The following is a 23,034-nucleotide window of genomic DNA, read 5'->3' as shown; positions in this document are numbered from 1 at the left end:
TCAAAAAAAGCCCCCCCAAAAAATCAGGGCAGTGCAGTCTGATCTGCATCCACTTGCGCGATCTTTTCCTCGGCGCGTTCGGCCTCGCGAAGGCTGGCTGTAGGCTCTGGGTGCAGGTCGAGCGCACGCGGGGTATGCTGCAGCACTGCCTGGATCGGAAAATGATCCGACCCTATGTGCCCCAGCCGCCGGATCCGGGCCAGCGTGAAATCGCCTGAGCAAAAGATATGATCCAGCGGCCATCGCATGAACAGGTAGTCGGCGTGAAATGTACTGAACAGCCCGCGCCCGATGCGCAGATCCAGAAGGCCACTTATCTTTTGGAAAAGCCGGGTTGAGGCGGACCAGGCCACATCGTTCAGATCGCCCATGACCACCACAGGCCCGGCGCAGACGTCCAGCTCGCGTGCGACCAGCAACAGCTCTCCATCCCGCTCGGCAGAGGTTGGATTCTCGGTGGGGCTGGGCGGCGCTGGATGCAGGCAATGGAGCCGCACCCTGGTGCCAGAGCGCAACACCACATCTGCATGGATCGAGGGAACCTCGTCGTCCACCAGATATGCAATCCGTGCGTCGAGCAGCTGTAACCGAGAATAAAGATGCATCCCATACAGGTTGTCGAGTGGCTGTTTTACAGTGAACGGATAATCCACCTCGATCCCTGCCAGTTGCTCCTGCCACCAGTCGTCCGTCTCGAGCGTCAGGATCAGATCCGGCGCCTCTGTGTGGATCACATCAAGGAGCGGGCCTGCGTTGCGATTGGTCATCAGGACATTGGCGACAATGATATTCAACCGATCTTTCGGCCGCGCCTGCCGCGCGGTTTGGATCTGATGGGGAAACAGCCGCGTATAGGGCAGGATCCGGCCCAGCTGGAACAGGGTGCAGCCAAGCAGCACGGCAGCCAGCCCAAGGCCCCAGCCCCCCGGCCAGCCATTAACCCAAAGACAGGCGACCAGCGCCAAAGCCGTCACAACCGTGATCTGCATGGCCGGGAATTCGAACCCACGCACCCACCAGCCCTCGTGCCGCAAGAGCGGCAGCAGCGTCATCAGCGGAACCGCGCAGAATGCCAGATAAAGGGCCCAGCTCAGGTCCATTTTGCCGCCATCCCTTTTGTCTTGTCCACCAACCGTTCTAAGCTACGTCCTGCTCCGCTTGCTGTCGCTGCCACAGATGCGCATAGCGGCCTTCCCGGGCCAACAGATCCTCGTGGCTGCCCTGCTCGACCACCTCGCCCTGCTCAAGAACCACAATGATATCCGCCTCGGCCACGGTAGACAGGCGGTGGGCAATGGTCAGAACCGTGCGGCCCTGTGCTGCGCGTTCCAGGGCATCCTTGATCTCTTGCTCGGTGTCGGTGTCCAGCGCCGAGGTTGCCTCGTCCAGCAGCAGGATCGGCGGGTTTTTCAACAGGGTCCGGGCGATGCCAACCCGTTGCTTTTCTCCGCCCGACAGCTTTAGCCCACGCTCGCCAACCTGGGTGTCATAGCCTTCGGGAAGGCTGGTGATGAAGTCATGGATCTGGGCATCCCGCGCGGCCTGCTCGACCGCTGCCTGATCCGCGCCATCGCGACCATAGGCGATATTGTAGCGGATGGTATCGTTGAACAGCACAGTGTCCTGCGGCACCACGCCAATGGCGGCATGCAGGCTTTCCTGGGTCACCTGCCGCACATCCTGACCATCAATGGTCAGTGCGCCACCGGTGACATCGTAAAAGCGAAACAGCAGCCGACCAACGGTGGATTTTCCCGACCCGGTGGAGCCAACGATGGCAACCGTCTGACCGGCCCCGGCCACCAGATCAACCCCCTTGAGGATCTCCCGGCCGCTGTCATAGCCAAAACGCACATCCGTTAGCCGGATCTCACCGCCAGAGACCTTTAGCACCTTGGCGTCAGCCGCATCCGCGACATCAGCCGGTTGTTCCAACAGGTCAAACATCTCTCCCATATCCACCAGGCTCTGGCGGATTTCACGGTAGACTGTGCCCAGGAAGTTCAGTGGCACGGTGATCTGGATCATATAGGCATTGACCATGACAAAATCGCCAACCGTCAGCTCGCCACTCTGAACCCCCATCGCCGCCATAACCATCACCGCCACCAGCCCGGCAGTGATAAACAGGCTTTGGCCAAAGTTCAGAAAGGCCAGTGAATAGGCGGTTTTCAGCGCCGCATTGGCATAGGCCCGCATCGCCCCGTCATAGCGCTTGGCTTCGCGTGCCTCGGCGCCAAAATACTTGACGGTTTCATAGTTGAGCAGACTGTCGATGGCCTTTTGATTGGCGTCCGTGTCCTGCTTGTTCATCTCGCGGCGCAGTTTCACCCGCCATTCGGTGATGGCAAAGGTAAACCAGACATAGAGCCCGATGGTGACGACAACTGCCAGCAGATACCAGGCGTCAAACAGCACCGTCAGCACCACCGCCACCAGGGTCAGCTCCAACACCAGGGGGCCGATGGAGAACAGCATGAACCGCAGCAGGAACTCAACCCCCTTGACGCCACGCTCGATGATCCGCGACAGGCCGCCGGTTTTGCGGGTGATGTGGTAGCGCATCGACAGGCGGTGAATATGCGTGAAGGTCTCCAGTGCCAGATGCCGCAGGGCGCGCTGGCCAACAGGGGCAAAGATCACATCCCGCAGTTGCTGGAACCCGGTGGTAAAGACCCGCGCAACACCATAGGCGATGGTCAGGCCAACAGCCCCCAGCGCCAGCGGCGGAACACCCTCTGCCGCCAGACTGTCCACCGCGCCTTTATAGAGCATCGGCGTATAGACCGCGATCAGCTTGGCCAGGACCAGAACCGCAATGGCAAGCACCACCCGTTGCTTTACCCAGAGATGCTTGCTCGGCCACAGATAGGGCCCCATCCGACGCAGGGTCCGCAGGCCAGAGCGACGCTCGTCGCTGGCGATAGAAGTCTCGGCTGGGGGCATAGGGCGTGATATCCTGGCTCAATGTATGACAGATAGGCTGCCGGTGGCGATCCCACCAGTAGCAGCCGCAAAAACGCGCCCAGATCAGGCGCGTTTTTCGTTGCTGGCCAGAGATTATTCCGGAAGGGTAAAGACCTGGCCTGGGTAGATCAGATCCGGGTCGCGGATGGCAGTGTTATTGGCCTCAAAGACCCGCACATAGAGAAACCCGCTGCCATAGCGCTGCTGCGAAATCGCCCAGAGCGTGTCGCCCTCTTGCACAGTCACAGCCCGCACCAATGGCGCGGTATCCCCTGTTGCCCCCTCGGCAACGGGCGGCTGCAACACCTCGGGCGCCTCGCGTTTGAAGGGAGTTTCCAACCGGCTCAGGACCTTGCCCGCGTCGTTCACCTCATCCAGGCGCAGGATATAGACACCTGGGTCTACCGCCTCTAGCCCGCCGCCCCAGCTGCCATTCTCGGCGGCAGCAAACTGCCCCGCAGGCGTGTTGTCCAGATAGACCAGCACATTGGACGCAGCCCCGGCACGGCCGGCCAATTGCACCTCGCCATTGTCAGAATAGCTGATGGTGTCCAGAACCACCTTACCCTGCGGTTTTTGCGCGATCGGCTGCACCAGGGTGACACCTTCGGCATTGGCCCGCAGGACAGCAACCTGGGTGGCTTCGGGCTGGGGGGCCGGATCGGTCTCTGCGACAACGGCTTCCTCGCCGCGGCCAGGGCTGGTTGCATCCGGCTGTGCACCCGCCGTTGTGGCATCCGCCATCTGCTTGGCTTCGGGAGAGGCAACATCCGCAGCGAGTTCTGTAGCCTTGGGCGCATTCGGCGTCCCTGTGTCCAGCCCCTGTGGCACCTTGGACACCACTGTATCCTCTGGCGTTTTTGTGGCCTCGGCCAGTGTTTCGGTGGCCAGTGTTTCGGTGGCCACTGTTTCGGTGACCTGAGATGCTTCGGCACGCTGCGCGGCCTCATCAGATGGGGCGTCACCCGTCTCTGTGGCGACCTGCTCCGACACCGGCGCAGCCTCAGCGGTTGAGGTCGGCGCAGGACCGGCTGGCACAGGGGTCGCGGGCGCGACAATAAAGCTGCTGTCCGACAGACGCTCCTGCCCTTGGGCACTGGCCCGCAAAGAAATCACCCGCGCCTGGGTGCTCGGGGGCAGATCCGCAAAAGCGACAAAATCACCGCCGGCCTCACTCTCAACCTGTTCGACAACTTCGCCGTCCAGCAGGACTTCGACCCGCACACCCGCCGGGGCGCGGCCGGCAATTACGGTTTCGCCATTTGGGCCAACCCGAACCAGATCCAGCAGCGGCGCTTCAAACAAGGGGGTCTCGGCCGTGTTTCCCTCTGGGAGGGCGAGAGCCGCAACCCGCGCGGCATCACTGCTCTCTGCGGCGCTGGTATCTTCGGCAAGGTTTTCAGTCTCGATCACAGCTTTGCCACCATCGGCACTGGTTTCCACCGCAGGCGCATCACTCACAGAGCCAGTGGAGGCCTGCGAAGTGGTGTCGACCGCTGCCACCTCTTGCGGCGATGCGAGCTGTTGCTCTGCTTGCCCACTGTCTTGCTGTTCTGCCTGTTGGGTTGCAGCCTGTTGGGCGACGGTTGCAGTTTCGCTCACCACTGGCTCCGGCTGTTGCGAAACACCTTCGATCACCACCGGCGGAGTGGCCGAGGGCGAGATGACAACCGGGTTTGAAGCCTCATCGCGGGTGCTGCGCGTGCCATCGCTGCTGTCAAACACTCCGAGCCAGACCATGGTTGCCCCCCCGACGACAACAACCGTCGCAACAGCTCCACCCAGAGCCATGCTACTCAGCCCACCTGTTACACCTGTTCCAGCCATCTTCTTCCTTCCTTCAGTGCCAAACGGGTTTCCCGCTGAAACCGCGCCATGCACCCGGTTGAGGCAGCCTATCAATCACGCTATCAAGGGTCAAAACACCAGTTATGTTTCCCCTTGAAAACTCAAAGAAAGGCCTTTCTCATGCCTATAAAATCGGTCTGTGTGTATTGCGGATCACGGTCTGGGGCAATGCCCGCCTATGAAAGCGCCGCCAAAAGCCTGGGAGTGATGCTTGCAGCGCGCGGGTTGCGGCTGGTTTATGGCGCCGGAGACGTTGGCCTGATGGGGGTTGTGGCGCGCGCCACACAAGAGGCCGGAGGGGAGACCTTTGGGGTTATTCCCGAGCATCTGGTCAAGCGAGAGGTCGGAAAATCCGACCTCAACACCTATGTGGTCACCGAGACCATGCATGAGCGCAAAAAGGTGATGCTGTATAATGCCGATGCGGTGGTGGTATTGCCGGGCGGTCCGGGCTCGCTGGATGAGCTGTTTGAGGCCCTGACCTGGCGCCAGCTGGGGCTGCACGACAAACCCATCGTGATCCTGAACGTCGAAGGCTACTGGGACAAGCTGCACGACCTGATGACCCATATGGTGGCTCAGGGCTTTGCCGATACTTCGCTCAGCGATTTCCTGATCTGGGTCGAAACCCCAGAGCAGGCGTTGAACGCTCTGGCGACCTAAGCCCCTCCCCACAAAACCAGTTGCGCAGCAGTAAAACGCCGCCTGGTGAAGCAGGCAAGCCGTCCCTAGCCCTGTTGCGCGCCATGGGCTGCGATCAACGCATTGACCTTGGGCAAGGCGGCGGTTGATTCGTCAACTTCCTGAACGGTTTTTCCAGCGCGTGGCGCTGTTTGGTTCACGACGACCTTATCCCATTTCACCGCGCAACCCTGGTAGTCAGCATCATCGACCCGGGCAATGGCCTCTAGCTTTCTGCAGGCACGGTTTACGTTCTGCAACAGCGCCACCACCTGCCATTGCTGCAGCTTCCAGTCGAGCCCGGCAGTAATCGCCGCTTTTGACGTGGAATAGATGTCGTAGATCGGTCTTTGCGCCGTCACCTGTTCCAGGCTCTCGCCTGCGGGCCGGTTGATCAAGCTGGCAAAGCTTTGGGTTACAGCGGCGCAGGAGGCAATTTCTTGCTGCTCACACGAGGTCACGACGGACTGTCCAAAAATAATTGAGACATCCCGAAAAGTGGCAAGATAGTCCATCAAGATTGGAATAAGTCGACGCGCCCCCAGCACCGCCCGCAGGATTTCCGAAGGATCCAGGGCAATAATGCGTGTCACATTTGCCTTGATTTCCAGATTGTCAAAGGCCTGCTTCAGCGCATCCCCCAGGGACTTTGCCACTTCATAAGACAGAGATTCAAAATTCAGGGCCGTGTTAACGTTGCCCTTCAGCTTTGCAGCATCACACTTGATCGCGACGTCACCAGGCTTGGCATCGGCTGCAACCGGCAGGGTAGGAAATTTGCACAGAGAGGAGGCCGCTTTCAGCTTGGCGATATTGCCATAGAGAAGCTCAATTGCAGACGAAGATAGCTTTGCCTCGGTGCCGGTGCGGGCCGTTTCCGCAACCAGCGGCGCAATCAGCGCCAGACTGACCAGATATCGGTTCACGCGCTGCTCCTGCCCTTTGGCAAACAGGGTGTTGCGATCCGCCAGATAGCCCAGATTACCGCCAGGATATCCAACCTCGCGTTCAATAACCGAGCAGGACGTCAAAGAAAAAAACAAGATCAGGCAAAAAGAGAAGCGCATAAAAGTACCTCAATCAAAGGTTGATTTTTCAAATTTGATTGAAATCATCTCATACGGCAACATTTTTTCCAAATAAAAAGCCCCGCCATTGCTGGCAGGGCTTCAAGGTTTTGAAAACTAAAGAGGCTTAGCCGAGACGCGAAGCGACGTTTTCCCAGTTCACCAGGTTGTCGAGGAAGTTCGACAGGTAGGCGGGGCGCTTGTTGCGGAAATCAATGTAGTAGGAGTGTTCCCAAACGTCACAGCCCAGCAGCGCGGTCTGGTTAAAGCACAGCGGGTTGACGCCGTTTTCGGTCTTGGTCACAGCCAGCGAGCCGTCAGCGTTTTTCACCAGCCAAGCCCAGCCAGAGCCAAACTGACCAGCGCCAGCAGCAGAGAACTGCGACTTGAACTCGTCAACCGAACCAAAGCTTTCAACCAGAGCTTTTTCCAGCTCACCAGGCATGGCGGCGGCGCCAGGGCCCATCATTTCCCAGAACTGGTTGTGGTTCCACAGCTGCGAGATGTTGTTGAAGATACCGTTTTGCGCCACAGAAGACGCGTCGTAGGTGCCGATGATGATCTCTTCCAGAGATTTACCGTCCCACTCGGTGCCTGCAATCAGCTTGTTGCCGTTGTCGACATAGGCCTTGTGGTGCAGGTCGTGGTGGTATTCCAGGGTTTCTGCCGACATGCCCTTGGCGGCCAGCGCGTCATGTGCATAAGGAAGATCGGGAAGTTCAAAAGCCATAGTGGACACCTGTCAATTTTTGTTGCGTTCCTGAGCTGATACATGCGGCGCGGGGGGCAGCAGGTCAAGTGCCAAGACAATAAAACCGCGCATGGCCTATGTGCAATAATAAGGAAACTTGAGATGATCGCACAGAAGGTCATGCAGACTTGGATCGCCGCGCGCAAAATGTTTTACCGCGCCCGGGGGCACTATGCCGGCTCTCTGAACGGCACTGCCTTTCGGCTGGATCCCTATCATTCCAAATTCTGGCGCAAAGCAAGCGCAGGCACCTGGGAGCCTGAAACCTTTGCCGTGCTGGAGGCGCATCTGGACGCGGATCACGACTATCTCGACATTGGCGCCTGGATTGGCCCCACGGTATTATATGGCGCCAGCCTGGCCCGGCGGGTCTATTGCTTTGAGCCGGACCCGGTGGCCTTTCGCTATCTCGCCTGGAACCTGGAACTGAATTCTGTGCAGAATGTCTCGGCCTTTTCCGCAGCGCTGAGCCAAGACGTCGGCATTGCCCGGATGGCCTCTTTTGGCGGCGAGGCTGGCGACAGTATGACCAGCCTGCTCAACGATGGGGAGCACGGTTCTGACGTGATCACCCTGGGCTGGAAAGACTTTGCCAAATCTGCAGACCTGAGCCGTGTCTCGCTGGTAAAAATGGATATTGAAGGCGCCGAATTTGATGTGCTGCCCAGCCTGATCCCCTGGCTGAAAGAGCACCGCCCTGCCCTCTACCTGTCGACCCATGCACCCTTTCTGGATGCAGAGATTCGAAAACAGCGCATGCAGCAGCTGGCAGACCAGTTGTCGTTTTATAGCAACTGCAACGAAGACAACGGGCGGGCCACCGGATTTGAAACGCTCACACAAGAGCGCGCCTTAACCCGGTTCCCAACCTTTTTGTTCAGCGACAACAAATAGACAGGCAGGCGTCACAAGCCGGGCTATTTGCAAGATAGGGTTCCAGGACCGTCTCGGGCGCCCCCAGATGGGATGGCAAGCCACATCATTCCGGTTTTTGTTTCAGGTTTAAAATCCACCTTGTAGCCGATGGACATGATGTCCCATTCCGAAGTTCTGAGGCCAATCCTCCACTTGAAGCGGAGAGTCTCATCATCTCTGCGTTTGAGCTTGGCCGTTACAGGCCTCTCCTCGCCAGGCGTGCTCATGCCGTGGTCAACCAGAACCGTCATGTCCTCTTCGTTAATGGAGAACTTTATCTGATAGGGGGTCCAGCCCCTCGTTCGCTTTGCTTTTATACGGCAGGTATAGTCGAATTTGGGCTCCTCAGCTGCCTGAACAACTGACCCAGAGGCAGCCAGAACGCGTGCTGCAGGAAGTAGTACCTTCACATCATATCTTTTAGCTATTCGTTATCTTCATTTCAAAAATTATCGTTTTGGCTGCAATCACTTATCGCGAATGTTCCATGTGGTTGGCTCACGAGTCCCCGACCCTCATACAGCTTCCGACCCCTCGCGGTGACCGCGCTCCAGAAGCGAAGTTGGACAGAACCTGAAGCGAAACTTTCAAATTTCCAAGGTTCAAAATTGCCCTGTAGCGGTCGTTGCTCAACTCCGTGGCTTTTGCCACCAGCGCACGGCTTGGCGTCCAGTCCAACAGATACGAAGTCTCGCTGCGCTGTTTCAAAACCGCATGAACCGATCCCCCTCCCTCAGAGGCCCAGATCCGCGCATCTTCGCCACTTTCCAAGAACTCCACCAAAACCCGAGAGGGTATCCAGCCAGACTTGGTCACCGGTGTGAGAGTGCAGGTGAAGGTATCGGCCGCATAAGCACTGCCGCCAAACAGGGTTAACGTCGCAAACAACAAACTGTTTAAATATCCTGTCATTCAACCCTCAGGAACAGACACACAACTCTAAAAAGATCTCGGCACTCTGATGCCCCTCCCTAAACGGGGGCGATTACAATCCATCTAGGTTATGGTTAATTACCATGACAACTAACTTCACAAAAGTGAAAAGTGATAGAGCTTGCTTCTGCAAGCCCCAGAGGTCAGAATCTGCTCACATCCCCCAAGGGTTTGTGCCAGACCCTAGGAAACTGGCCGACATTTCCCGCTGCCACGTGCGTGATTGGCATAGCCGCCCAGATAGCCGGTAAAACTCGCTGTCATTGTCTTAAGGTTCAACCGCAGCATGCTCTGTGCGCTAGACGTGGTATTGCCCCGAATTGGCAAGTTTTCAATCCTCCAGGAAATTGTGTAACGAGACGCCCTGGTTTCTTCTAACTCGGCTGCGATTGGCTTGCCGTAGACCTCATGAATATGCGCATCATAGGCCAGCGCGGATCCCCGGTTATCGTTAAACTCGATCAGCACTTTCGGGGGCACCAGACCAAATCTGGTATGCGCAGTCAATTCGCACATGATGCGGTCCGCAGCCTGGGCCTGGCTAGCGATACAAAGGCCAGCCAGAAGCGCGAGGCTCATCTTTTTAAGCTGTTTCATTCAAACTCCTTGTTCTCTCTTACTTAACCCGCTCAGCCCCGGCGACACTTACCGGTAACACAGGCGGCGGCATTGCCATGAGGACGGTCATCGCGAATAGTGGCCAGATACAGCGGTCTGCAAAATTGCAAAACCATCTCCCTTCACGGCGTAACGTGCCCCAATTTCAGTTTTGCCAAACACAAATTCCAAACAAAAAAGTGCCCTCAAAATCACTTTGAGGGCACTTTAGATTTACAGTTTTAGAATTTCAACCCAAAAGGGAGGGGTCTACTCAGTACACACCCACCGAGGATTGTGGATGGGCAGACGCGGACAAGAGGTTGAACATATAGGCACCAACCGAGCGGAAACAGACAAGGCGGAAGCTGTCGTCATCTTGCAGCCAAAAGGCTGCCGCAACCTGTGCTGTCCGGCTGCGACGGAAGTCGCCTGCGCCAAAGGCCTCAGGCGAGAGATCCACCGGGCTGATCTTGGCCAGCGTTTCGCGCGCGCCTGCACCGGAAATGCTGAAATAGCTCCGCGCATCCGACACATTGGCCGCCAGCGCATGTTCGCCTTTCAAGGCCTGTGCCAGCTCGGCGGTTTTGGCCACGGCATCGCCATAGGGCACCAACAGCAGCAGCTCATCCGGAGACATCCAGGCCGCTGCGCCGCCCTCAACCACCGAGATCTTGCGCTGCTCTGGCACCTCGGCACCGGTGGCCGCCTTGACCGCCGCCTTCAGAGTTTTGGAAGACAGATCGCCGCGCAGGGTGATCATCCCCTGCAAACCTGCGTCCTCGACTGTGGCGAGACCGGTGAATTGCGCCCCATTAGTGGCGGTGACAGGATTAGACATTCTGCTTTTCCCCTTCCTTGTCATAGAAGACCGGGTCAACAATCTTGGCTTTGTAGATCTTGCCATCGGTTCCGGGGAACTCGATCACTTCGCCCATGCGTTTTGGTCCGTGCTTGACCAGACCCATGGCAATGCCACGCTCCAGCGTTGCGGAATAATAGGTCGAGGTCACCCGGCCAATCACGATCTGCTGTCCATTGGCGTTGATGCCATTGCCCCGGGCATAGGCGCCATCGGGCAGCACCGAGCCATCAACAGTCTCCAGACCAACCAATTTCCAGCGGTCAGGATCTGCCATATGCGAGCGCAGATGGGCGCGTTTGCCCAGGTAGTCTTCCTTCTTCTTGGACAAGGCCCACTGCAAGTTGAGATCCTGCGGAATAACAGTTCCGTCGGTCTCATCCCCGATCATGATAAAGCCCTTCTCGGCCCGCAGGATGTGCAGGGTTTCCGTGCCATAGGGCATGACATTGAATTCCTTGCCGGCCTCCATCAGCGCGTCCCAGAACGCCTGCCCCTCAGAGGCTGCAACCGCGATCTCATAGGACAGCTCACCCGAGAATGAGATCCGATAGGCGCGGGCATTAAAGCCACCGATCTGGCCGTCACGCCACTCCATGAAGGGCAGTGCTTCCTTGCTGAGATCCATGCCGCCACCAGCCTGAGCGTTCAGCTTTTCCAGTACCTTGCGGGCGTTGGGGCCAACAACCGCAACCTGGGCGTATTGCTCGGTCACATTGGCGACATAGACTTTCCAGTCCCACCATTCAGTCTGCAGCCATTCTTCCATGTGGCCATGGATGCTTTCGGCGCCGCCAGTGGTGGTGTGGCACAGCCATGTGTCCTCGTCGATGCGGGCAACAACGCCATCATCAGACAGGAAGCCATTTTCCGAACACATCAAGCCATAGCGGCATTTGCCCACCTTCAGGGTCGACATCATGTTGGTATACATCATGTCCAGGAACTTGCCTGCATCCGGGCCTTTGACAATCAGCTTGCCCAGGGTTGACGCGTCCAGCACACCAAGGTTCTCACGGGTGTTCTTGACCTCGCGATTGACCGCGTCATGGCGGCTTTCACCGCTGCGGGTATAGGCAAATGGACGGCGCCACTGACCCACCGGCTCCCAATCCGCGCCATTGGCATCGTTCCAGTCATAGATCGGTGTCTTGCGCACCGGCTGGAAGATCTCGCCACGGGCCTCGCCGCCAATCGCGCCCATCGAGATGGGGTGATAGGGCGGACGGAAGGTGGTGGTGCCAACCTGCGGGATTTCTGCATTCAGGCTATCCGCCAGAATGGCCAGCCCATTGATATTGGACAGCTTACCCTGATCGGTTGCCATGCCCAGCGTGGTGTAGCGCTTGGTGTGTTCAACGCTTTCATAGCCTTCACGGGCCGCCAGCTGCACGTCGGAAACCTTGACGTCGTTCTGATAGTCGAGCCAGGTTTTCATCCGCAGCTTGATATCCGCCTTGGCGGGCATCAGCCAGACCGGCTCCATCAGGCTCTCATCTTCCGAGATCCCCTTGGAGGCGGCGACTGTTTTGGCTGGGAAGCCAGCGGCTTCCCCCGCCTGCGCGCCAGCGGCTGCTGCATCTTCCAACGTGGCGCCAAGGCCCAGATTGCCATTGGCGGAGCCTGCGGCAATCACAAAGCCTGCACCATTGTCGCCAAGCGGCGGACGGGTGGGATCGGGACGGAAGAAAGCGTTTTCCTTGTCCCAGGTCAGCTTGCCACCGCAGTGCGACCACAGGTGCACCACAGGCGACCAACCACCGGACATGGCAACGGCATCGGCCTCGATCTCTTCCTGAGCGCCGCCTTCGCCGTTTTGAGCACAGATGGCGACCTTGGTGACCCGGGGGCCATCCTTGACGCGGGCAATGGCGCGGCCCAGTTCAACCCGGATACCTTTTTCGCGCACGGCCTCCATCAGGGCGCCGCCGCCGGTATCGCGGGCATCAACCACCCGCACCACTTCGACACCTGCCTCATGCAGGACCAGCGCGGTGCGATAGGCATCGTCATTATTGGTGGCAACCACGACCTTCTGGCCTGGGTTCACGCCCCAGTTCACCACATAGTCGCGCATCGAGGCCGCCAGCATCACGCCGGGCACATCGTTGCCGGCAAAGGACAGCGGGCGTTCAATGGCGCCAGAGGCGGTGATGATCTGTTTGGCACGGATCCGCCACAGACGGTGGCGCGGGCCACCCTGTCCGGGCACGTGATCGGTCAGACGCTCATAGCCCAGCACATAGCCGTGGTCATAGACGCCAGAGGCCATGCAGCGGTCGCGCAGGGTGACGTTTTCCATCGCCCGCAGCTCGGCCAGGGTCTTTTCAACCCAGGCTTCCGGCGCATCCCCATCAATGGTTCCGCCATCCACTGGCGCACGTCCGCCCCAATAGCTGTTTTGTTCCAGCACCAGCACCTTGGCACCGCTGGCCGCCGCCGCCTTGGCAGCCTGCAAGCCGGCGACACCGCCGCCAACCACAACCACATCGGCAAAAAAGTAAAAATGCTCGTAGGTGTCTGCGTCTTTCAGCTCTGCCTCAGGCGCGGCGCCCAGACCGGCAGATTTGCGAATGATCGGCTCGTAGACATGTTTCCACAGCGGACGCGGGTGGATGAACATCTTGTAGTAGAAACCTGCCGTCAAAAAGCGCGACAGCTTGTTGTTGATCGACAGAACGTCAAATTCCAGGCTGGGCCAGTGGTTCTGCGACTGCGCCGTCAGACCCGAGAACAGCTCGGTGGTGGTGGCGCGCTGGTTGGGCTCGTAGCGATCACCAGTGCCCAGCTGCATCAGCGCATTGGGCTCTTCCGAACCCGCCGCGATAACGCCGCGCGGGCGGTGGTATTTGAACGACCGACCCATCATCACCTGATCATTGGCCAGCAGCGCCGAGGCAAGACTGTCGCCCGCATAGCCCTGCATACGTTTGCCGTTGAAGGTAAACTCGATCTGTTTTGACCGGTCAATCAGCCGGCCCTGTTTGGCGAGACGCGTGCTCATGTGGTCAGACCTCTCAAAGTAAAGGCAAATGTTTCAGCAAGGCGGATCATTCGGAGGCATCCGAGAATTCGCGCCAGCTCCAGCCGGGACGTTTTGCGGTGATCTTGTCCTTGATCTCCTGCGGCGGCTCATAGGTCTGGGCGCTATAGGTGCCAAAGACCTCCATGGTCATGGTGCAGCGCGCGGCATGGAACCACTTGCCGCAGCCATTGGCATGGCGCCAGCGTTCAAAATGCACCCCCTTGGGGTTTTCGCGCATGAACAGATAATCATGGAACTGGTCATCGTCCGAGCCAGGGCCAAAACGCTTCAGATGCGCTTCGCCACCGGCGCCCAGTTCGGTTTCTTCAGCTTTGACGCCACAATAAGGGCATTCAAGGATCAGCATTATTGCTCTCCCGTTTCATTGTTGATCAGCGACCGTCCGATTTGGAAAAGCAACATCCCCAAAGTCCCGACAATGGCTACTCGAAGCCAGATCAACTGAGTTTGCAAAATCGCGATTACTCCACCTTCAAACTGCCCCAGAAAGCGAAATGGGTTCATTTCCGGATAGTCGGCGGTTAGCCAGTCTCCGAAAGCGAACAACATTACTAGCCCCCCTAGTAGGCAAAATGTGTAACCGCACAGTTTCTTCATCAGTGTGCCACACCAGCGGCGACGCTCTCGTCGATGAACTTGCCTTCTTTGAAGCGGTTGATCGAGAATTCCTCGGTCAGCGGCGAATGGCCCGTGGCCATCAGCTCGGCCATGGCCCAGCCGGATCCAGGGATCGACTTGAAACCACCGGTGCCCCAACCACAGTTGATAAAGCAATTGTCCACCGGGGTTTTGGAGATCAGCGGCGAGCGGTCACCGGTCACATCGACGATACCGCCCCACTGGCGCAGCATCTTCAGGCGGCTGACCATCGGGAAGGTCTCGACCAGGGCGCGCACGGTTTCCTCGATATGGTGGAAGCTGCCACGCTGGGTGTAGTTGTTGGCGGCATCGGTACCGCCGCCAATCACCATCTCGCCCTTGTCGGACTGGGACATGTAGCCATGCACGGTATTGGCCATCACAACCACATCCATGCAGGGTTTGATCGGCTCAGAGACCAGCGCCTGCAGCGCCACAGATTCCATTGGCAGACGGAAGCCTGCCATCTCAGAGAGATGCGAGGCATTGCCGGCAACAACCATACCCATCTTGTCGCAATCAATCGGACCTTTGGAGGTCTCGACCCCGGCAACACGGCCGTTTTCAACCCGCACACCAGTGACTTCGCATTGCTGGATGATGTCCATGCCCATGTCGGAACAGGCACGCGCATAGCCCCAGGCCACCGCATCGTGACGGGCGGTGCCGCCGCGTTCCTGAAACAGTCCACCCAGGACAGGGTAGCGCGGACCATGCAGGTTGATGATCGGCACAATTTCCTTGACCCGCTCCGGCGAGATCCATTCGGTCTGAACCCCCTGCAGCGCATTGGCATGGGCGGTGCGCTTGTAACCACGGATCTCATGCTCGGTCTGCGCCAGCATGATGACGCCACGGGGGCTGAACATCACGTTGTAGTTCAGATCCTGCGACATGGTTTCATAAAGGCTACGCGCCTTTTCATAGATCGCAGCCGACGGATCCTGCAAATAGTTCGAGCGGATGATGGTGGTATTCCGACCGGTATTGCCGCCGCCCAGCCAACCCTTTTCAATAATCGCGACATTGGTGATGCCGAAATTCTTGCCAAGATAGTAGGCGGTGGCCAGACCATGGCCCCCGGCCCCGACGATGATCACATCGTAGTGGCGTTTGGGTTCCGGCGAGCGCCAGGCGCGCTCCCATCCGGTATGATAGCGCAGGGCTTCCCGCGCGACAGCAAAGGCTGAATAGCGTTTCATGTGCGAATCCGATGGTTCGAGACTGTTAACAGGTATGCCCCAGAGCCCGGCCTGCCCGGCGCCGTTTATCGTCGCATTTTTGCACTCTTGCGACATGCGACCAATCGCACCAGCGACGGGCAGGCGCCCGCAATCGGCCAGATAGGTCTTTTTTCCTGTGCCCCGCCCCTGTAGACGGGGGCTAGCGGCGACCCGGCCCAATATCTGAGACCAAAGAGGCAGCTTCACTATGGTATTCTGGATCCTGATTTCCTTTGTCGCCCTGGCAATGGCTGCTCTGTTGGGGCTTATCCTGCTGCGGGCCCATTCCATGGCAGAACCCCCGGCGGCCTATGACCTGCGGGTCTATCGCCAACAACTGAGCGACGTCGACAAGGATCTGCTGCGTGGCGTGATCAACGACTCCGATGCCCAGCGTGTGCGCACCGAGGTGTCGCGCCGTATTCTGGCTGCGGACGCCCAGTTGCAAAAGCAAAGCTCGGGCAGCCCCCAGCCCAAGGGGATGAGCCGTCTCACGGTGGTGCTGGCAGCGGCGCTGCTGATCGGCGGGACTTTGGCGCTTTATAACCTTCTTGGCGCGCCGGGATACGGCGATATGGGGCTGGCCTCCCGCATTGAGGCCTCAGACAACTACGCCCAGACCCGCCCCAAACAGGCCGAAGCCGAAAGCAAGGTGCCGCCCCAGCCCAACCCCAATCTGGAGCCGGGCTATGCCGATCTGGTGGCGCAGCTGCGCCAAACCGCAGGTGAGCGCCCGGATGACGCGCAGGGACAGGCGCTTTTGGCGCAGCATGAGGCTAATCTGGGCAATTTCATTGCCGCCTATCAGGCCAAGCAGAACTACATCCGCATCATGAGCGGCGATCTAGAGCCCCAGGACTATGGCGAGCTGGCGGAGCTGATGATCATGGCGGCGGGCGGATATGTCTCCCCCGAAGCCGAAGAGCTGCTGGACGACACGCTCCGGCTGGATCCCCGCAATGGCCCCGCCCGGTATTACTATGGCTTGCTCCAGGGGCAGCTGGACCGCCCCGATATCGCCTTTAGGGTCTGGGTCGACACCCTGCGTCAAGGCCCCAAAGGTGCGCCCTGGATCAATGGGATTGAAGCCCAGATCGAAGACATGGCCTTCCGCGCCGGTATTGAGTACAGCCCGATTTCTCCGCCTGGCGCTGCCGGTGCACAGGCCCCCGCCCTTGCCGGCCCCAACGCCGAGGATCTAGAGGCGGCACAGGAGATGACCGCAGAGGGCCGCCAGGAGATGATCCGAGGCATGGTTGCACGCCTCTCTGACCGTCTGGCCACCGAAGGTGGCTCCGCGCCGGAATGGGCACAGCTGATCGGCGCCCTGGGGGTGCTGGGCGAACAGGACCGTGCCAAGGCCATCTATGCCGAGGCCAAAACCCGCTTTGCCGACGATACCGAGGCGCTGGCGCAGCTTGAATCGGCCGCCTCCATGGCAGGACTGGAGCCATGATCTACGACGACTTCGAAGAGTTTGCCGCCGCCGCCCCTGGCTTCACCTCGCTGGCGGGTCTCGATTTTGGCGACAAAACCGTGGGTGTCGCCATCTCTGATCGGATGGGCACGGTGGCGACACCGCTGGAAACCATCCGGCGCAAAAAATTCACCCTGGATGCAGAACGCCTGTTTGAGATCGTCAAAAAGCGCGAGATCGGCGGGCTGGTGCTTGGCCTGCCGCGTAATATGGACGGCTCGGAAGGGCCACGCTGCCAAAAAACCCGCGCTTTTGCCCGCAATCTGTCGCGCCTGACAGAGCTGCCCATCGGGTTTTGGGATGAAAGATTGAGCACCGTCGCCGCTGAAAGAGCGCTGTTAGAGGCAGATACGTCACGCAAACGTCGCGCAGAGGTTATCGACCACGTGGCCGCGTCCTATATCCTACAGGGAGCACTTGACCGCATGAGGCACCTGAAGAATGACTAAGAGCAACGGCAAAGAGGTCTGGCAGCGGGATGAAATCCAATCGCCCTGCATCAATATCTGCGTCGTCCACCCAGAGGCCCGCATCTGTACCGGCTGTTATCGCTCGATCGACGAAATCAGCCAATGGTCCAAGCTGTCTAACGAGGCCCGCGCCGAAATCATGGAGGCGCTCCCTGCCCGTGCAAAAAATCTGACCAAACGGCGGGGCGGACGCACGGCCCGGCTCAAACGCTAGGCTGCTGGCCTGACGCTTTATCGTTGCCCCCCCTCAGACCGCGATTGGCGGGTTTTGCACCTGTTGCATGGCTTGCAGCACCAACTCGGGGCCAGCGCCTGCCCGGCTTGCGCCTTCCGACAAGAGGCGCCGCCAGGCCCGCGCACCGGGGCGACCGGAAAAAAGCCCCAGCATGTGGCGGCTGATCTGATGCAGCCGCGCGCCCTGCCCCATCTGTTCTTCGATATAGGGCAGCATCTGCAGCACCACGTCAAAGGGATCGCGCACTTCGCCACGACCATAGACCCGCGCATCCGCAGCGGCCAGGATATCGCTGGGCTGATGATAGGCCGCACGCCCCACCATGACACCGTCAAGGCCCCGATCAAGATGGTCAAGCGCCGCGTCCAAAGTGGCAATGCCGCCATTCAGCGAGATGTGCATATCGCCAAAGGCGCGCTTCATCTCGTGCACCAGGTCATACTCCAGTGGCGGGATGTCGCGGTTTTCCTTTGGGGACAGCCCTTTGAGCCAGGCCTTGCGCGCATGAATGGTCACCCGCTGACAACCTGCGGCGCGAATTTTCTCCAAAAACACCGGCAAGATGTCGCGCGGTTCCTGCTCATCCACTCCAATACGGCATTTCACCGTGATCTCCACCGCCACCTTGGCCCGCATCTCAGCAACACACTCTGCCACGAGATCAGGGCTTTGCATCAACACCGCACCAAAGGCACCAGATTGCACCCGATCACTGGGACAGCCGCAGTTGAGATTGATTTCATCATAGCCCGCGCGCGCGCCCAGCTGAGCCGCCAGCCCCAGTTCAACCGGGTCAGAGCCACCAAGCTGCAAGGCAACCGGGTGTTCCTCCGGGCTGTAGTCCAGCAAATGCAAAGCCCCGCCCCGCACCAGAGCCGGCGCCGTTACCATTTCCGTATAAAGCAGCGTCTGCTGACTGAGCAAACGGTGCAAATAGCGACAATGGCGATCGGTCCATTCCATCATCGGAGCCACAGATAACCTGCCACTTACGCCAATCTGTGATTTTATCGCCTTTTCCAACACTTAGCTCCGGTTGCTCAGGTTTGTCTATGTTCGATATCTTGCCATTTAGGCCCATTATCCGCTACATTTACAACACGTGATGTAGAATGAAAGGCCATGTTGTAAATCATGGGAACCATCATAAGGCGTCGTCGCAAGAATGGCACCATGGCTTGGCTCGCACAAATCTCAGTGATGCGGCAAGGTAAAGTATTACTTCGCGAAAGTCAGACATTCGAGCGCAGATCAACCGCTGCGGCGTGGATTGAAAACCGCGAAGAAAGCCTTGCGAGACCCGGTGCCCTTGATGCGCTCAAAACTCAACCGAAAAGCAAGAAGACACCGACCTTGGCCGATGCCATCGACAGGTATGTCCAAGAAAGCAACAAACAGATCGGTCGGACCAAGACCCAAGTTCTGAAGAGCATCAAGACGTTTGATATCGCGGACCAACACTGTGACGCGATAACCAGCGCCGACATCATCGAATTTACGCAAGAAAAGCTGAACAGCGGCGTCCAGCCTCAAACCGTCGCCAACCACCTTTCGCATCTCGGCGCGGTGTTCTCCATCGCCAGACCGGTTGGGGCTTTCCACTAAGCGCAGGCTATGGAAGGCTATCCGCTCGCTGACGGGTATCACGGGGGGTTCCAACCAGATCAGCGTGAAGAAGCGCCCTGACACCTCGAAAATTCAAGGTGACATCGGTCATGCGCTGCACCGAGCATGGTTTTCTGACGATCATGTCAAAGTGACGGCAAAAGGCGGCGAGGTTCATTTGACTGGGAGCGTTTAAACCTGGAATGACCGGAACCTGGTCGCAACGACAGCGTGGCGTGCACCTGGCACAACGTCGGTCGTGAACGAACTCCGCGTCAGTTAGCGCGTAATTCGCTCCGCTTTCTTTTCTGAAGGCAGGCGGGGTGCCGATCCTGAAACTGTAACCGAAGAGCCTTTTGCAATTTCGCCCGGTTCGATCCTCAGCGCCCGGAGTGCATTGAGGATGACCGCGACGTCGATCACCTCTTGCAGCAATGCGCCCTGCACCGGAGTCAGGTAGCCAAAGGCCGCAGCAAACATGCCCGCGACTGACAGGCCAATCCCTGCAACGACGCTCTGCCACGCGATAAAGCGTGCGCTGCGGGCAATCACCAGACCCGGCAAAAGCCGCCCAAGGTCGTCCACCAAAAGAACCACATCCGCAGTCTCGGCTGACGCCGCGGCACCACGTGTACCCATCGCCACGCCAACATCCGCCGCGGCAAGTGCGGGTGCATCGTTTACACCATCGCCCACCATCATAACCGGGCCGTGTTTGCGCTCGGATAGGACCAAAAGCACCTTTTGATCCGGTGTCAGATCCGCATGAACAGCATCAAGGCCCAGTCCCTCTGTCACCGCATCTGCAACGGCGTGCCTGTCGCCAGTCGCCAGCAAGAGGCGTGCAACCCCGTTTCGGCGTATTTCGGACAGCAATGTAGGTGTCCCACTGCGCAACGTATCGGCCATCTCGATCCACCCTGCAGGGCTGCCGTCGACGGCAAGCGACACCAGAACAGCTCCCGGTGCCAAAGGTTTCGGATCGAGAGGCGTTCCTGTTTGTGCCGCAATAAATCCGGTTCCGCCGACCACGATCGCCCGACCATCCACAATTCCGGTGACACCTTCGCCTGGTGTCTCAACAACGTTTGCGGGCACCGGCAATTCAACGCCGCGCGCCTGAGCTGCCGCGACAACAGCCTGTGCCACCGGGTGCTTGGAGCCCTGATCAAGGGACGCTGCAAAATAAAGGATGTCCTCTTCGCTCAGATCGCCGGTCGACGTGACCGCCACAATCTTCGGGCGCCCGTCCGTCAGCGTTCCCGTCTTGTCAAAGATCAGCGTTCGGGTTCGTGCCATGGCCTCAAGCGCCTGTGCACCTTTTATCAGGACGCCAAAATGCGCCGCCCGTGACATACCCGCAACAAGGGCCACTGGCACGGCCAGGATCAACGGGCATGGGGTCGCAACGACCAAGACAGCGACCGCCCGGATCGGATCGCCGGTAAACCACCAGGCCCCGGTCGCCAGCGCGACCGTCACCCCTAGAAAAAGCAGTGAGTATCTATCTGCCAGTCGCGCCATGGGCGCGCGGGATTTCTGTGCCGCCTCTACAAGCCGCACGATACCGGCATAGGTGCTCTCAGACGCCGCACGGGTTGCGCGCAAATCGAAAGCCTCGCCCGCGTTGGTAACGCCACTCATAACGTCCATACCGCGCGCCAAGCGTACCGGCATCGCTTCACCCGTCAAGGCAGATTGATCCAACATGGCCTGCGCACTTTCCAAAGCGCCGTCAACCGGAGCAACGTCGCCTTGCCGGATCAACAACAGATCCCCCGGCACGATGGCGTCCAGTGCGACCTCTTCCAGCCGTCCACCGCGATGCCGCGTCGCTGTCCGCGCGACCCGGGACAGAAGATCGCGCATCTCGCGCCGGGCACGACCCTCGGCAAAGCTTTCCAGAAAGGTGCCGCCCGAATACATCAGTGCGACCACTGCGGCTGCGAGCGCTTCGCCAAAAACCAACGCCGCCGACATCGACAAAGCGGCGACAATATCGAGCCCGACCCGCCCCTGCGCGAGACTTCGTATAATCTCGATTACAAGGGCGGCAAGAACCGGCACAACACCAGCCGACCAGGCCAAGGCAGTGAACTCCGGCAAACCGGCCATCCAAAGGCCCGCACCGGATATCAGGCCCAGCAAAGCAATGGCCAGCAGCGCGGTCTTTATGCGATCATTGAGCATCTAAAGTCATCCGTTGATCCTTCGCACACCTTGTTCAGCCCTGTTTCAACGTGGTGTCGATCTGGCTGCGCAGATCCACAGGCAGGGCGTCAATCACCTGGGCCATTGCCGCAAGATCCTGTCGCGCGGCGTGCAATTGATCGATAAGCGAGATCACAATGCCAAGCGCTGTTTCTTCAAGATCGAGATCCTGAGACAGATCGCACAAGAGCTCCAACCGCGCGATGTCAATGGGACGGAAAACATATCCGTCGGTATGGCGCTGCGGCTTGATGAAATCGCCTTCAATGAAGCGCGCAAGCTGTACGCGGGTCAATCGTGTTACCGTAACGACGACTTCATCCTCTGAGAAAAGGTCTGTCATGTCTCTGCCCTCTTCATCAAATCAATGCGCGGATCAAACCCGTGATTTTGGCGCCATTCAGACAGAAATTCGCGCAGGCTCTCATCAGGATCAGGCGGCACAACGACCTTCAATTCGACCTTCTGATCGCCGCTCAACTTTCGCCCCGCTCGCGCAACGCCGCGGCCCTTCAAACGCAGGACCCTGCCGGTGCTTGCCCCAGGTGGCACTATCAGACCGACTGGTCCGTCGATAGTTGGTGCGGTGACTTTGCCGCCCAGAACGGCCTCGTCTATTGTAATCGGCAAAATCAGCAAGATGTCGTCGCCATCCCGGCGGAACACCGGATGGGGTCGCACAAGAACTGTGATCAATGCATCACCGGGTGGTCCGCCGCCAAAGCCGGGGCTGCCCTTGCCGCGCAGTCGTAGGGTCTGACCATCTTCCGTGCCGCGCGGGATCTTGACCTCAAGGCTTTGGCCGCCCGGCAGAGTTATCTTCGTTTTACTGCCCCGCACGGCATCAAGGAAAGGCACTTCCAATGTATAGCGCGCGTCCGCACCGGCGGCCTGAAAATCACGTGCGCCAAAGTCGTCGGCACCATGGCCGCGCCCGCGGTTTCGCAAAATCTCAGCAAAGATATCCGCGGGATCGGCATTTGCGCCGAAACCATGACCTTGCTGGTAAGCGTTGTCAGGTGCATGTGCGAAATCGCGGTAATACTGGCGCTGAGGGCGTTCCGCACCTAGTCCGTCAATCTCGCCGGCATCAAAGCGCGCACGGGTCTCGGGATCTTTCAACACTTCATAGGCGGCGGCAATGGCCTTGAACCGTGCTTCTGCGCCCGCGTCGTCGGGATTTAGATCCGGATGGCTGGTGCGCACCAGTTTGCGATATGCTTTCTTGATTTCGTCTGCCGTGGCCGACTTGGGCAAGCCAAGCGCTTCGTATGGATCGTCGGGCATTCAGACTCCCTTATTTCTGACTAAAACGCAGTAAGCGGACCATCCAACCGTCCGGTGCTTCTGTCCGCTTATTATGCCATGTCAGTTAGGGGGCCGCCCTGATCCATGTCAGCACCAAAGGTGTCCGGGCCACCTATTCTGACCTAGCAGACACAGGGTTGGGGACTGACGCACCAGCGGTCGCAAACTCAGTTCGAAAAGGGAGTTACATTGACGGAAA

General features: G+C 58.8%; 23 protein-coding genes. 6 read left to right on the top strand and 17 right to left on the bottom strand.

The window, feature by feature from the left end:
• Nucleotides 1-23: 23 nt before the first annotated feature.
• The 3 genes from ARCT_RS0110520 to ARCT_RS0110510 form a co-directional block, all read right to left on the bottom strand.
• Nucleotides 24-1,100: an endonuclease/exonuclease/phosphatase family protein gene (locus ARCT_RS0110520; protein WP_027240033.1), complete on the bottom strand. Its 1,077-nt coding sequence runs from the start codon at nt 1,098-1,100 to the stop codon at nt 24-26.
• A 37-nt stretch (nt 1,101-1,137) separates the two neighbouring features.
• A complete protein-coding gene (locus ARCT_RS0110515) occupies nt 1,138-2,946 on the bottom strand; it encodes an ABCB family ABC transporter ATP-binding protein/permease (protein WP_027240032.1) in 1,809 nt (602 codons plus the stop codon).
• Between the two features lie 114 nt (nt 2,947-3,060).
• Nucleotides 3,061-4,794, bottom strand: a complete 1,734-nt coding sequence (locus tag ARCT_RS0110510; RefSeq protein ID WP_027240031.1) for a LysM peptidoglycan-binding domain-containing protein — start codon at nt 4,792-4,794, stop codon at nt 3,061-3,063.
• A 141-nt stretch (nt 4,795-4,935) separates the two neighbouring features.
• Here ARCT_RS0110510 and ARCT_RS0110505 point away from each other — a divergent pair, with 141 nt between their 5' ends.
• Nucleotides 4,936-5,478 carry an LOG family protein gene (locus ARCT_RS0110505; RefSeq protein ID WP_027240030.1) on the top strand — a complete coding sequence of 181 codons (543 nt, stop codon included), beginning with the start codon at nt 4,936-4,938 and terminating at the stop codon, nt 5,476-5,478.
• Nucleotides 5,479-5,543: 65 nt separating this feature from the next.
• Here the strand turns inward: ARCT_RS0110505 and ARCT_RS0110500 are convergent, their stop codons facing one another.
• Together ARCT_RS0110500 and ARCT_RS0110495 are read right to left on the bottom strand one after the other, a co-directional pair.
• Entirely contained in the window at nt 5,544-6,539 is a 996-nt protein-coding gene (locus tag ARCT_RS0110500; protein ID WP_161631312.1) for a hypothetical protein, read from the bottom strand.
• Nucleotides 6,540-6,690: 151 nt separating this feature from the next.
• Entirely contained in the window at nt 6,691-7,293 is a 603-nt protein-coding gene (locus ARCT_RS0110495) for a superoxide dismutase (protein ID WP_027240028.1), read from the bottom strand.
• A gap of 123 nt (nt 7,294-7,416) precedes the next feature.
• Between ARCT_RS0110495 and ARCT_RS0110490 the strand changes: the two genes are divergently transcribed.
• Nucleotides 7,417-8,208, top strand: a complete 792-nt coding sequence (locus ARCT_RS0110490; RefSeq protein WP_240476298.1) for an FkbM family methyltransferase — start codon at nt 7,417-7,419, stop codon at nt 8,206-8,208.
• A gap of 23 nt (nt 8,209-8,231) precedes the next feature.
• Here the strand turns inward: ARCT_RS0110490 and ARCT_RS0110485 are convergent, their stop codons facing one another.
• The 8 genes from ARCT_RS0110485 to ARCT_RS0110450 form a co-directional block, all read right to left on the bottom strand.
• Nucleotides 8,232-8,639: a hypothetical protein gene (locus tag ARCT_RS0110485; RefSeq protein WP_027240026.1), complete on the bottom strand. Its 408-nt coding sequence runs from the start codon at nt 8,637-8,639 to the stop codon at nt 8,232-8,234.
• A gap of 88 nt (nt 8,640-8,727) precedes the next feature.
• Complete coding sequence (locus ARCT_RS25845; RefSeq protein WP_154665341.1) at nt 8,728-9,141, bottom strand: hypothetical protein; 414 nt, start codon at nt 9,139-9,141, stop codon at nt 8,728-8,730.
• A gap of 204 nt (nt 9,142-9,345) precedes the next feature.
• Nucleotides 9,346-9,759: a hypothetical protein gene (locus tag ARCT_RS0110475; protein WP_027240025.1), complete on the bottom strand. Its 414-nt coding sequence runs from the start codon at nt 9,757-9,759 to the stop codon at nt 9,346-9,348.
• Nucleotides 9,760-10,033: 274 nt separating this feature from the next.
• Complete coding sequence (locus tag ARCT_RS0110470; RefSeq protein WP_027240024.1) at nt 10,034-10,600, bottom strand: sarcosine oxidase subunit gamma; 567 nt, start codon at nt 10,598-10,600, stop codon at nt 10,034-10,036.
• Nucleotides 10,593-13,625, bottom strand: coding sequence for a sarcosine oxidase subunit alpha family protein (locus ARCT_RS0110465; protein WP_027240023.1), 3,033 nt, complete (start codon nt 13,623-13,625; stop codon nt 10,593-10,595). Before ARCT_RS0110465 ends, ARCT_RS0110470 begins: the two co-directional genes overlap by 8 nt.
• Nucleotides 13,626-13,671: 46 nt before the next feature.
• A complete protein-coding gene (locus ARCT_RS0110460) occupies nt 13,672-14,013 on the bottom strand; it encodes a sarcosine oxidase subunit delta (RefSeq protein WP_027240022.1) in 342 nt (113 codons plus the stop codon).
• Nucleotides 14,013-14,216, bottom strand: coding sequence for a hypothetical protein (locus tag ARCT_RS0110455; RefSeq protein WP_154665340.1), 204 nt, complete (start codon nt 14,214-14,216; stop codon nt 14,013-14,015). The genes ARCT_RS0110460 and ARCT_RS0110455 overlap by 1 nt, the downstream gene beginning before the upstream one ends.
• 47 nt (nt 14,217-14,263) lie before the next feature.
• The gene (locus tag ARCT_RS0110450) at nt 14,264-15,508 is read right to left on the bottom strand and encodes a sarcosine oxidase subunit beta family protein (protein ID WP_027240020.1); all 1,245 of its coding nucleotides are present in this window, start codon (nt 15,506-15,508) and stop codon (nt 14,264-14,266) included.
• A 229-nt stretch (nt 15,509-15,737) separates the two neighbouring features.
• Between ARCT_RS0110450 and ccmI the strand changes: the two genes are divergently transcribed.
• Genes ccmI through ARCT_RS0110435 form a run of 3 tightly spaced genes read left to right on the top strand, consistent with a single transcriptional unit; the run spans nt 15,738 to nt 17,690 of the window.
• A complete protein-coding gene (gene ccmI / locus ARCT_RS0110445; RefSeq protein WP_027240019.1) occupies nt 15,738-16,985 on the top strand; it encodes a c-type cytochrome biogenesis protein CcmI in 1,248 nt (415 codons plus the stop codon).
• Nucleotides 16,982-17,455, top strand: a complete 474-nt coding sequence (gene ruvX, locus ARCT_RS0110440) for a Holliday junction resolvase RuvX (protein WP_027240018.1) — start codon at nt 16,982-16,984, stop codon at nt 17,453-17,455. The genes ccmI and ruvX overlap by 4 nt, the downstream gene beginning before the upstream one ends.
• The gene (locus ARCT_RS0110435; RefSeq protein ID WP_027240017.1) at nt 17,448-17,690 is read left to right on the top strand and encodes a DUF1289 domain-containing protein; all 243 of its coding nucleotides are present in this window, start codon (nt 17,448-17,450) and stop codon (nt 17,688-17,690) included. The genes ruvX and ARCT_RS0110435 overlap by 8 nt, the downstream gene beginning before the upstream one ends.
• Nucleotides 17,691-17,723: 33 nt before the next feature.
• Here ARCT_RS0110435 and dusA read toward each other — a convergent pair whose 3' ends face one another.
• A complete protein-coding gene (dusA, locus tag ARCT_RS0110430; protein ID WP_051360667.1) occupies nt 17,724-18,677 on the bottom strand; it encodes a tRNA dihydrouridine(20/20a) synthase DusA in 954 nt (317 codons plus the stop codon).
• 168 nt (nt 18,678-18,845) lie between these two features.
• Between dusA and ARCT_RS25840 the strand changes: the two genes are divergently transcribed.
• Complete coding sequence (locus tag ARCT_RS25840; protein WP_051360665.1) at nt 18,846-19,316, top strand: hypothetical protein; 471 nt, start codon at nt 18,846-18,848, stop codon at nt 19,314-19,316.
• A gap of 279 nt (nt 19,317-19,595) precedes the next feature.
• Here ARCT_RS25840 and ARCT_RS25835 read toward each other — a convergent pair whose 3' ends face one another.
• From ARCT_RS25835 to ARCT_RS0110410, 3 genes are read right to left on the bottom strand one after another with little or no spacing between them, the layout of a single operon-like run.
• Nucleotides 19,596-21,506, bottom strand: coding sequence for a heavy metal translocating P-type ATPase (locus ARCT_RS25835; RefSeq protein WP_051360663.1), 1,911 nt, complete (start codon nt 21,504-21,506; stop codon nt 19,596-19,598).
• 34 nt (nt 21,507-21,540) lie between these two features.
• Entirely contained in the window at nt 21,541-21,870 is a 330-nt protein-coding gene (locus ARCT_RS0110415) for a chaperone modulator CbpM (protein ID WP_027240015.1), read from the bottom strand.
• Nucleotides 21,867-22,814 carry a DnaJ C-terminal domain-containing protein gene (locus tag ARCT_RS0110410; protein WP_027240014.1) on the bottom strand — a complete coding sequence of 316 codons (948 nt, stop codon included), beginning with the start codon at nt 22,812-22,814 and terminating at the stop codon, nt 21,867-21,869. Before ARCT_RS0110410 ends, ARCT_RS0110415 begins: the two co-directional genes overlap by 4 nt.
• Nucleotides 22,815-23,034: the final 220 nt, after the last annotated feature.

The organism is Pseudophaeobacter arcticus DSM 23566, assembly GCF_000473205.1.
Lineage (GTDB): Bacteria > Pseudomonadota > Alphaproteobacteria > Rhodobacterales > Rhodobacteraceae > Pseudophaeobacter > Pseudophaeobacter arcticus.
This window is presented reverse-complemented; position numbering and strand designations above follow the sequence as displayed.

What these genes read in the sequence shown, in the direction of transcription:
- ARCT_RS0110520 (WP_027240033.1), bottom strand. Translation starts at nt 1,100, where the DNA reads ATGGACCTGAGCTGGGCCCTTTATCTGGCATTCTGCGCGGTTCCGCTG.
- ARCT_RS0110515 (WP_027240032.1), bottom strand. Translation starts at nt 2,946, where the DNA reads ATGCCCCCAGCCGAGACTTCTATCGCCAGCGACGAGCGTCGCTCTGGC.
- ARCT_RS0110510 (WP_027240031.1), bottom strand. Translation starts at nt 4,794, where the DNA reads ATGGCTGGAACAGGTGTAACAGGTGGGCTGAGTAGCATGGCTCTGGGT.
- ARCT_RS0110505 (WP_027240030.1), top strand. Translation starts at nt 4,936, where the DNA reads ATGCCTATAAAATCGGTCTGTGTGTATTGCGGATCACGGTCTGGGGCA.
- ARCT_RS0110495 (WP_027240028.1), bottom strand. Translation starts at nt 7,293, where the DNA reads ATGGCTTTTGAACTTCCCGATCTTCCTTATGCACATGACGCGCTGGCC.
- ARCT_RS0110490 (WP_240476298.1), top strand. Translation starts at nt 7,417, where the DNA reads ATGATCGCACAGAAGGTCATGCAGACTTGGATCGCCGCGCGCAAAATG.
- ARCT_RS25845 (WP_154665341.1), bottom strand. Translation starts at nt 9,141, where the DNA reads ATGACAGGATATTTAAACAGTTTGTTGTTTGCGACGTTAACCCTGTTT.
- ARCT_RS0110475 (WP_027240025.1), bottom strand. Translation starts at nt 9,759, where the DNA reads ATGAAACAGCTTAAAAAGATGAGCCTCGCGCTTCTGGCTGGCCTTTGT.
- ARCT_RS0110470 (WP_027240024.1), bottom strand. Translation starts at nt 10,600, where the DNA reads ATGTCTAATCCTGTCACCGCCACTAATGGGGCGCAATTCACCGGTCTC.
- ARCT_RS0110465 (WP_027240023.1), bottom strand. Translation starts at nt 13,625, where the DNA reads ATGAGCACGCGTCTCGCCAAACAGGGCCGGCTGATTGACCGGTCAAAA.
- ARCT_RS0110460 (WP_027240022.1), bottom strand. Translation starts at nt 14,013, where the DNA reads ATGCTGATCCTTGAATGCCCTTATTGTGGCGTCAAAGCTGAAGAAACC.
- ARCT_RS0110455 (WP_154665340.1), bottom strand. Translation starts at nt 14,216, where the DNA reads ATGTTGTTCGCTTTCGGAGACTGGCTAACCGCCGACTATCCGGAAATG.
- ARCT_RS0110450 (WP_027240020.1), bottom strand. Translation starts at nt 15,508, where the DNA reads ATGAAACGCTATTCAGCCTTTGCTGTCGCGCGGGAAGCCCTGCGCTAT.
- ccmI (WP_027240019.1), top strand. Translation starts at nt 15,738, where the DNA reads ATGGTATTCTGGATCCTGATTTCCTTTGTCGCCCTGGCAATGGCTGCT.
- ruvX (WP_027240018.1), top strand. Translation starts at nt 16,982, where the DNA reads ATGATCTACGACGACTTCGAAGAGTTTGCCGCCGCCGCCCCTGGCTTC.
- ARCT_RS0110435 (WP_027240017.1), top strand. Translation starts at nt 17,448, where the DNA reads ATGACTAAGAGCAACGGCAAAGAGGTCTGGCAGCGGGATGAAATCCAA.
- dusA (WP_051360667.1), bottom strand. Translation starts at nt 18,677, where the DNA reads ATGATGGAATGGACCGATCGCCATTGTCGCTATTTGCACCGTTTGCTC.
- ARCT_RS25840 (WP_051360665.1), top strand. Translation starts at nt 18,846, where the DNA reads ATGGGAACCATCATAAGGCGTCGTCGCAAGAATGGCACCATGGCTTGG.
- ARCT_RS25835 (WP_051360663.1), bottom strand. Translation starts at nt 21,506, where the DNA reads ATGCTCAATGATCGCATAAAGACCGCGCTGCTGGCCATTGCTTTGCTG.
- ARCT_RS0110415 (WP_027240015.1), bottom strand. Translation starts at nt 21,870, where the DNA reads ATGACAGACCTTTTCTCAGAGGATGAAGTCGTCGTTACGGTAACACGA.
- ARCT_RS0110410 (WP_027240014.1), bottom strand. Translation starts at nt 22,814, where the DNA reads ATGCCCGACGATCCATACGAAGCGCTTGGCTTGCCCAAGTCGGCCACG.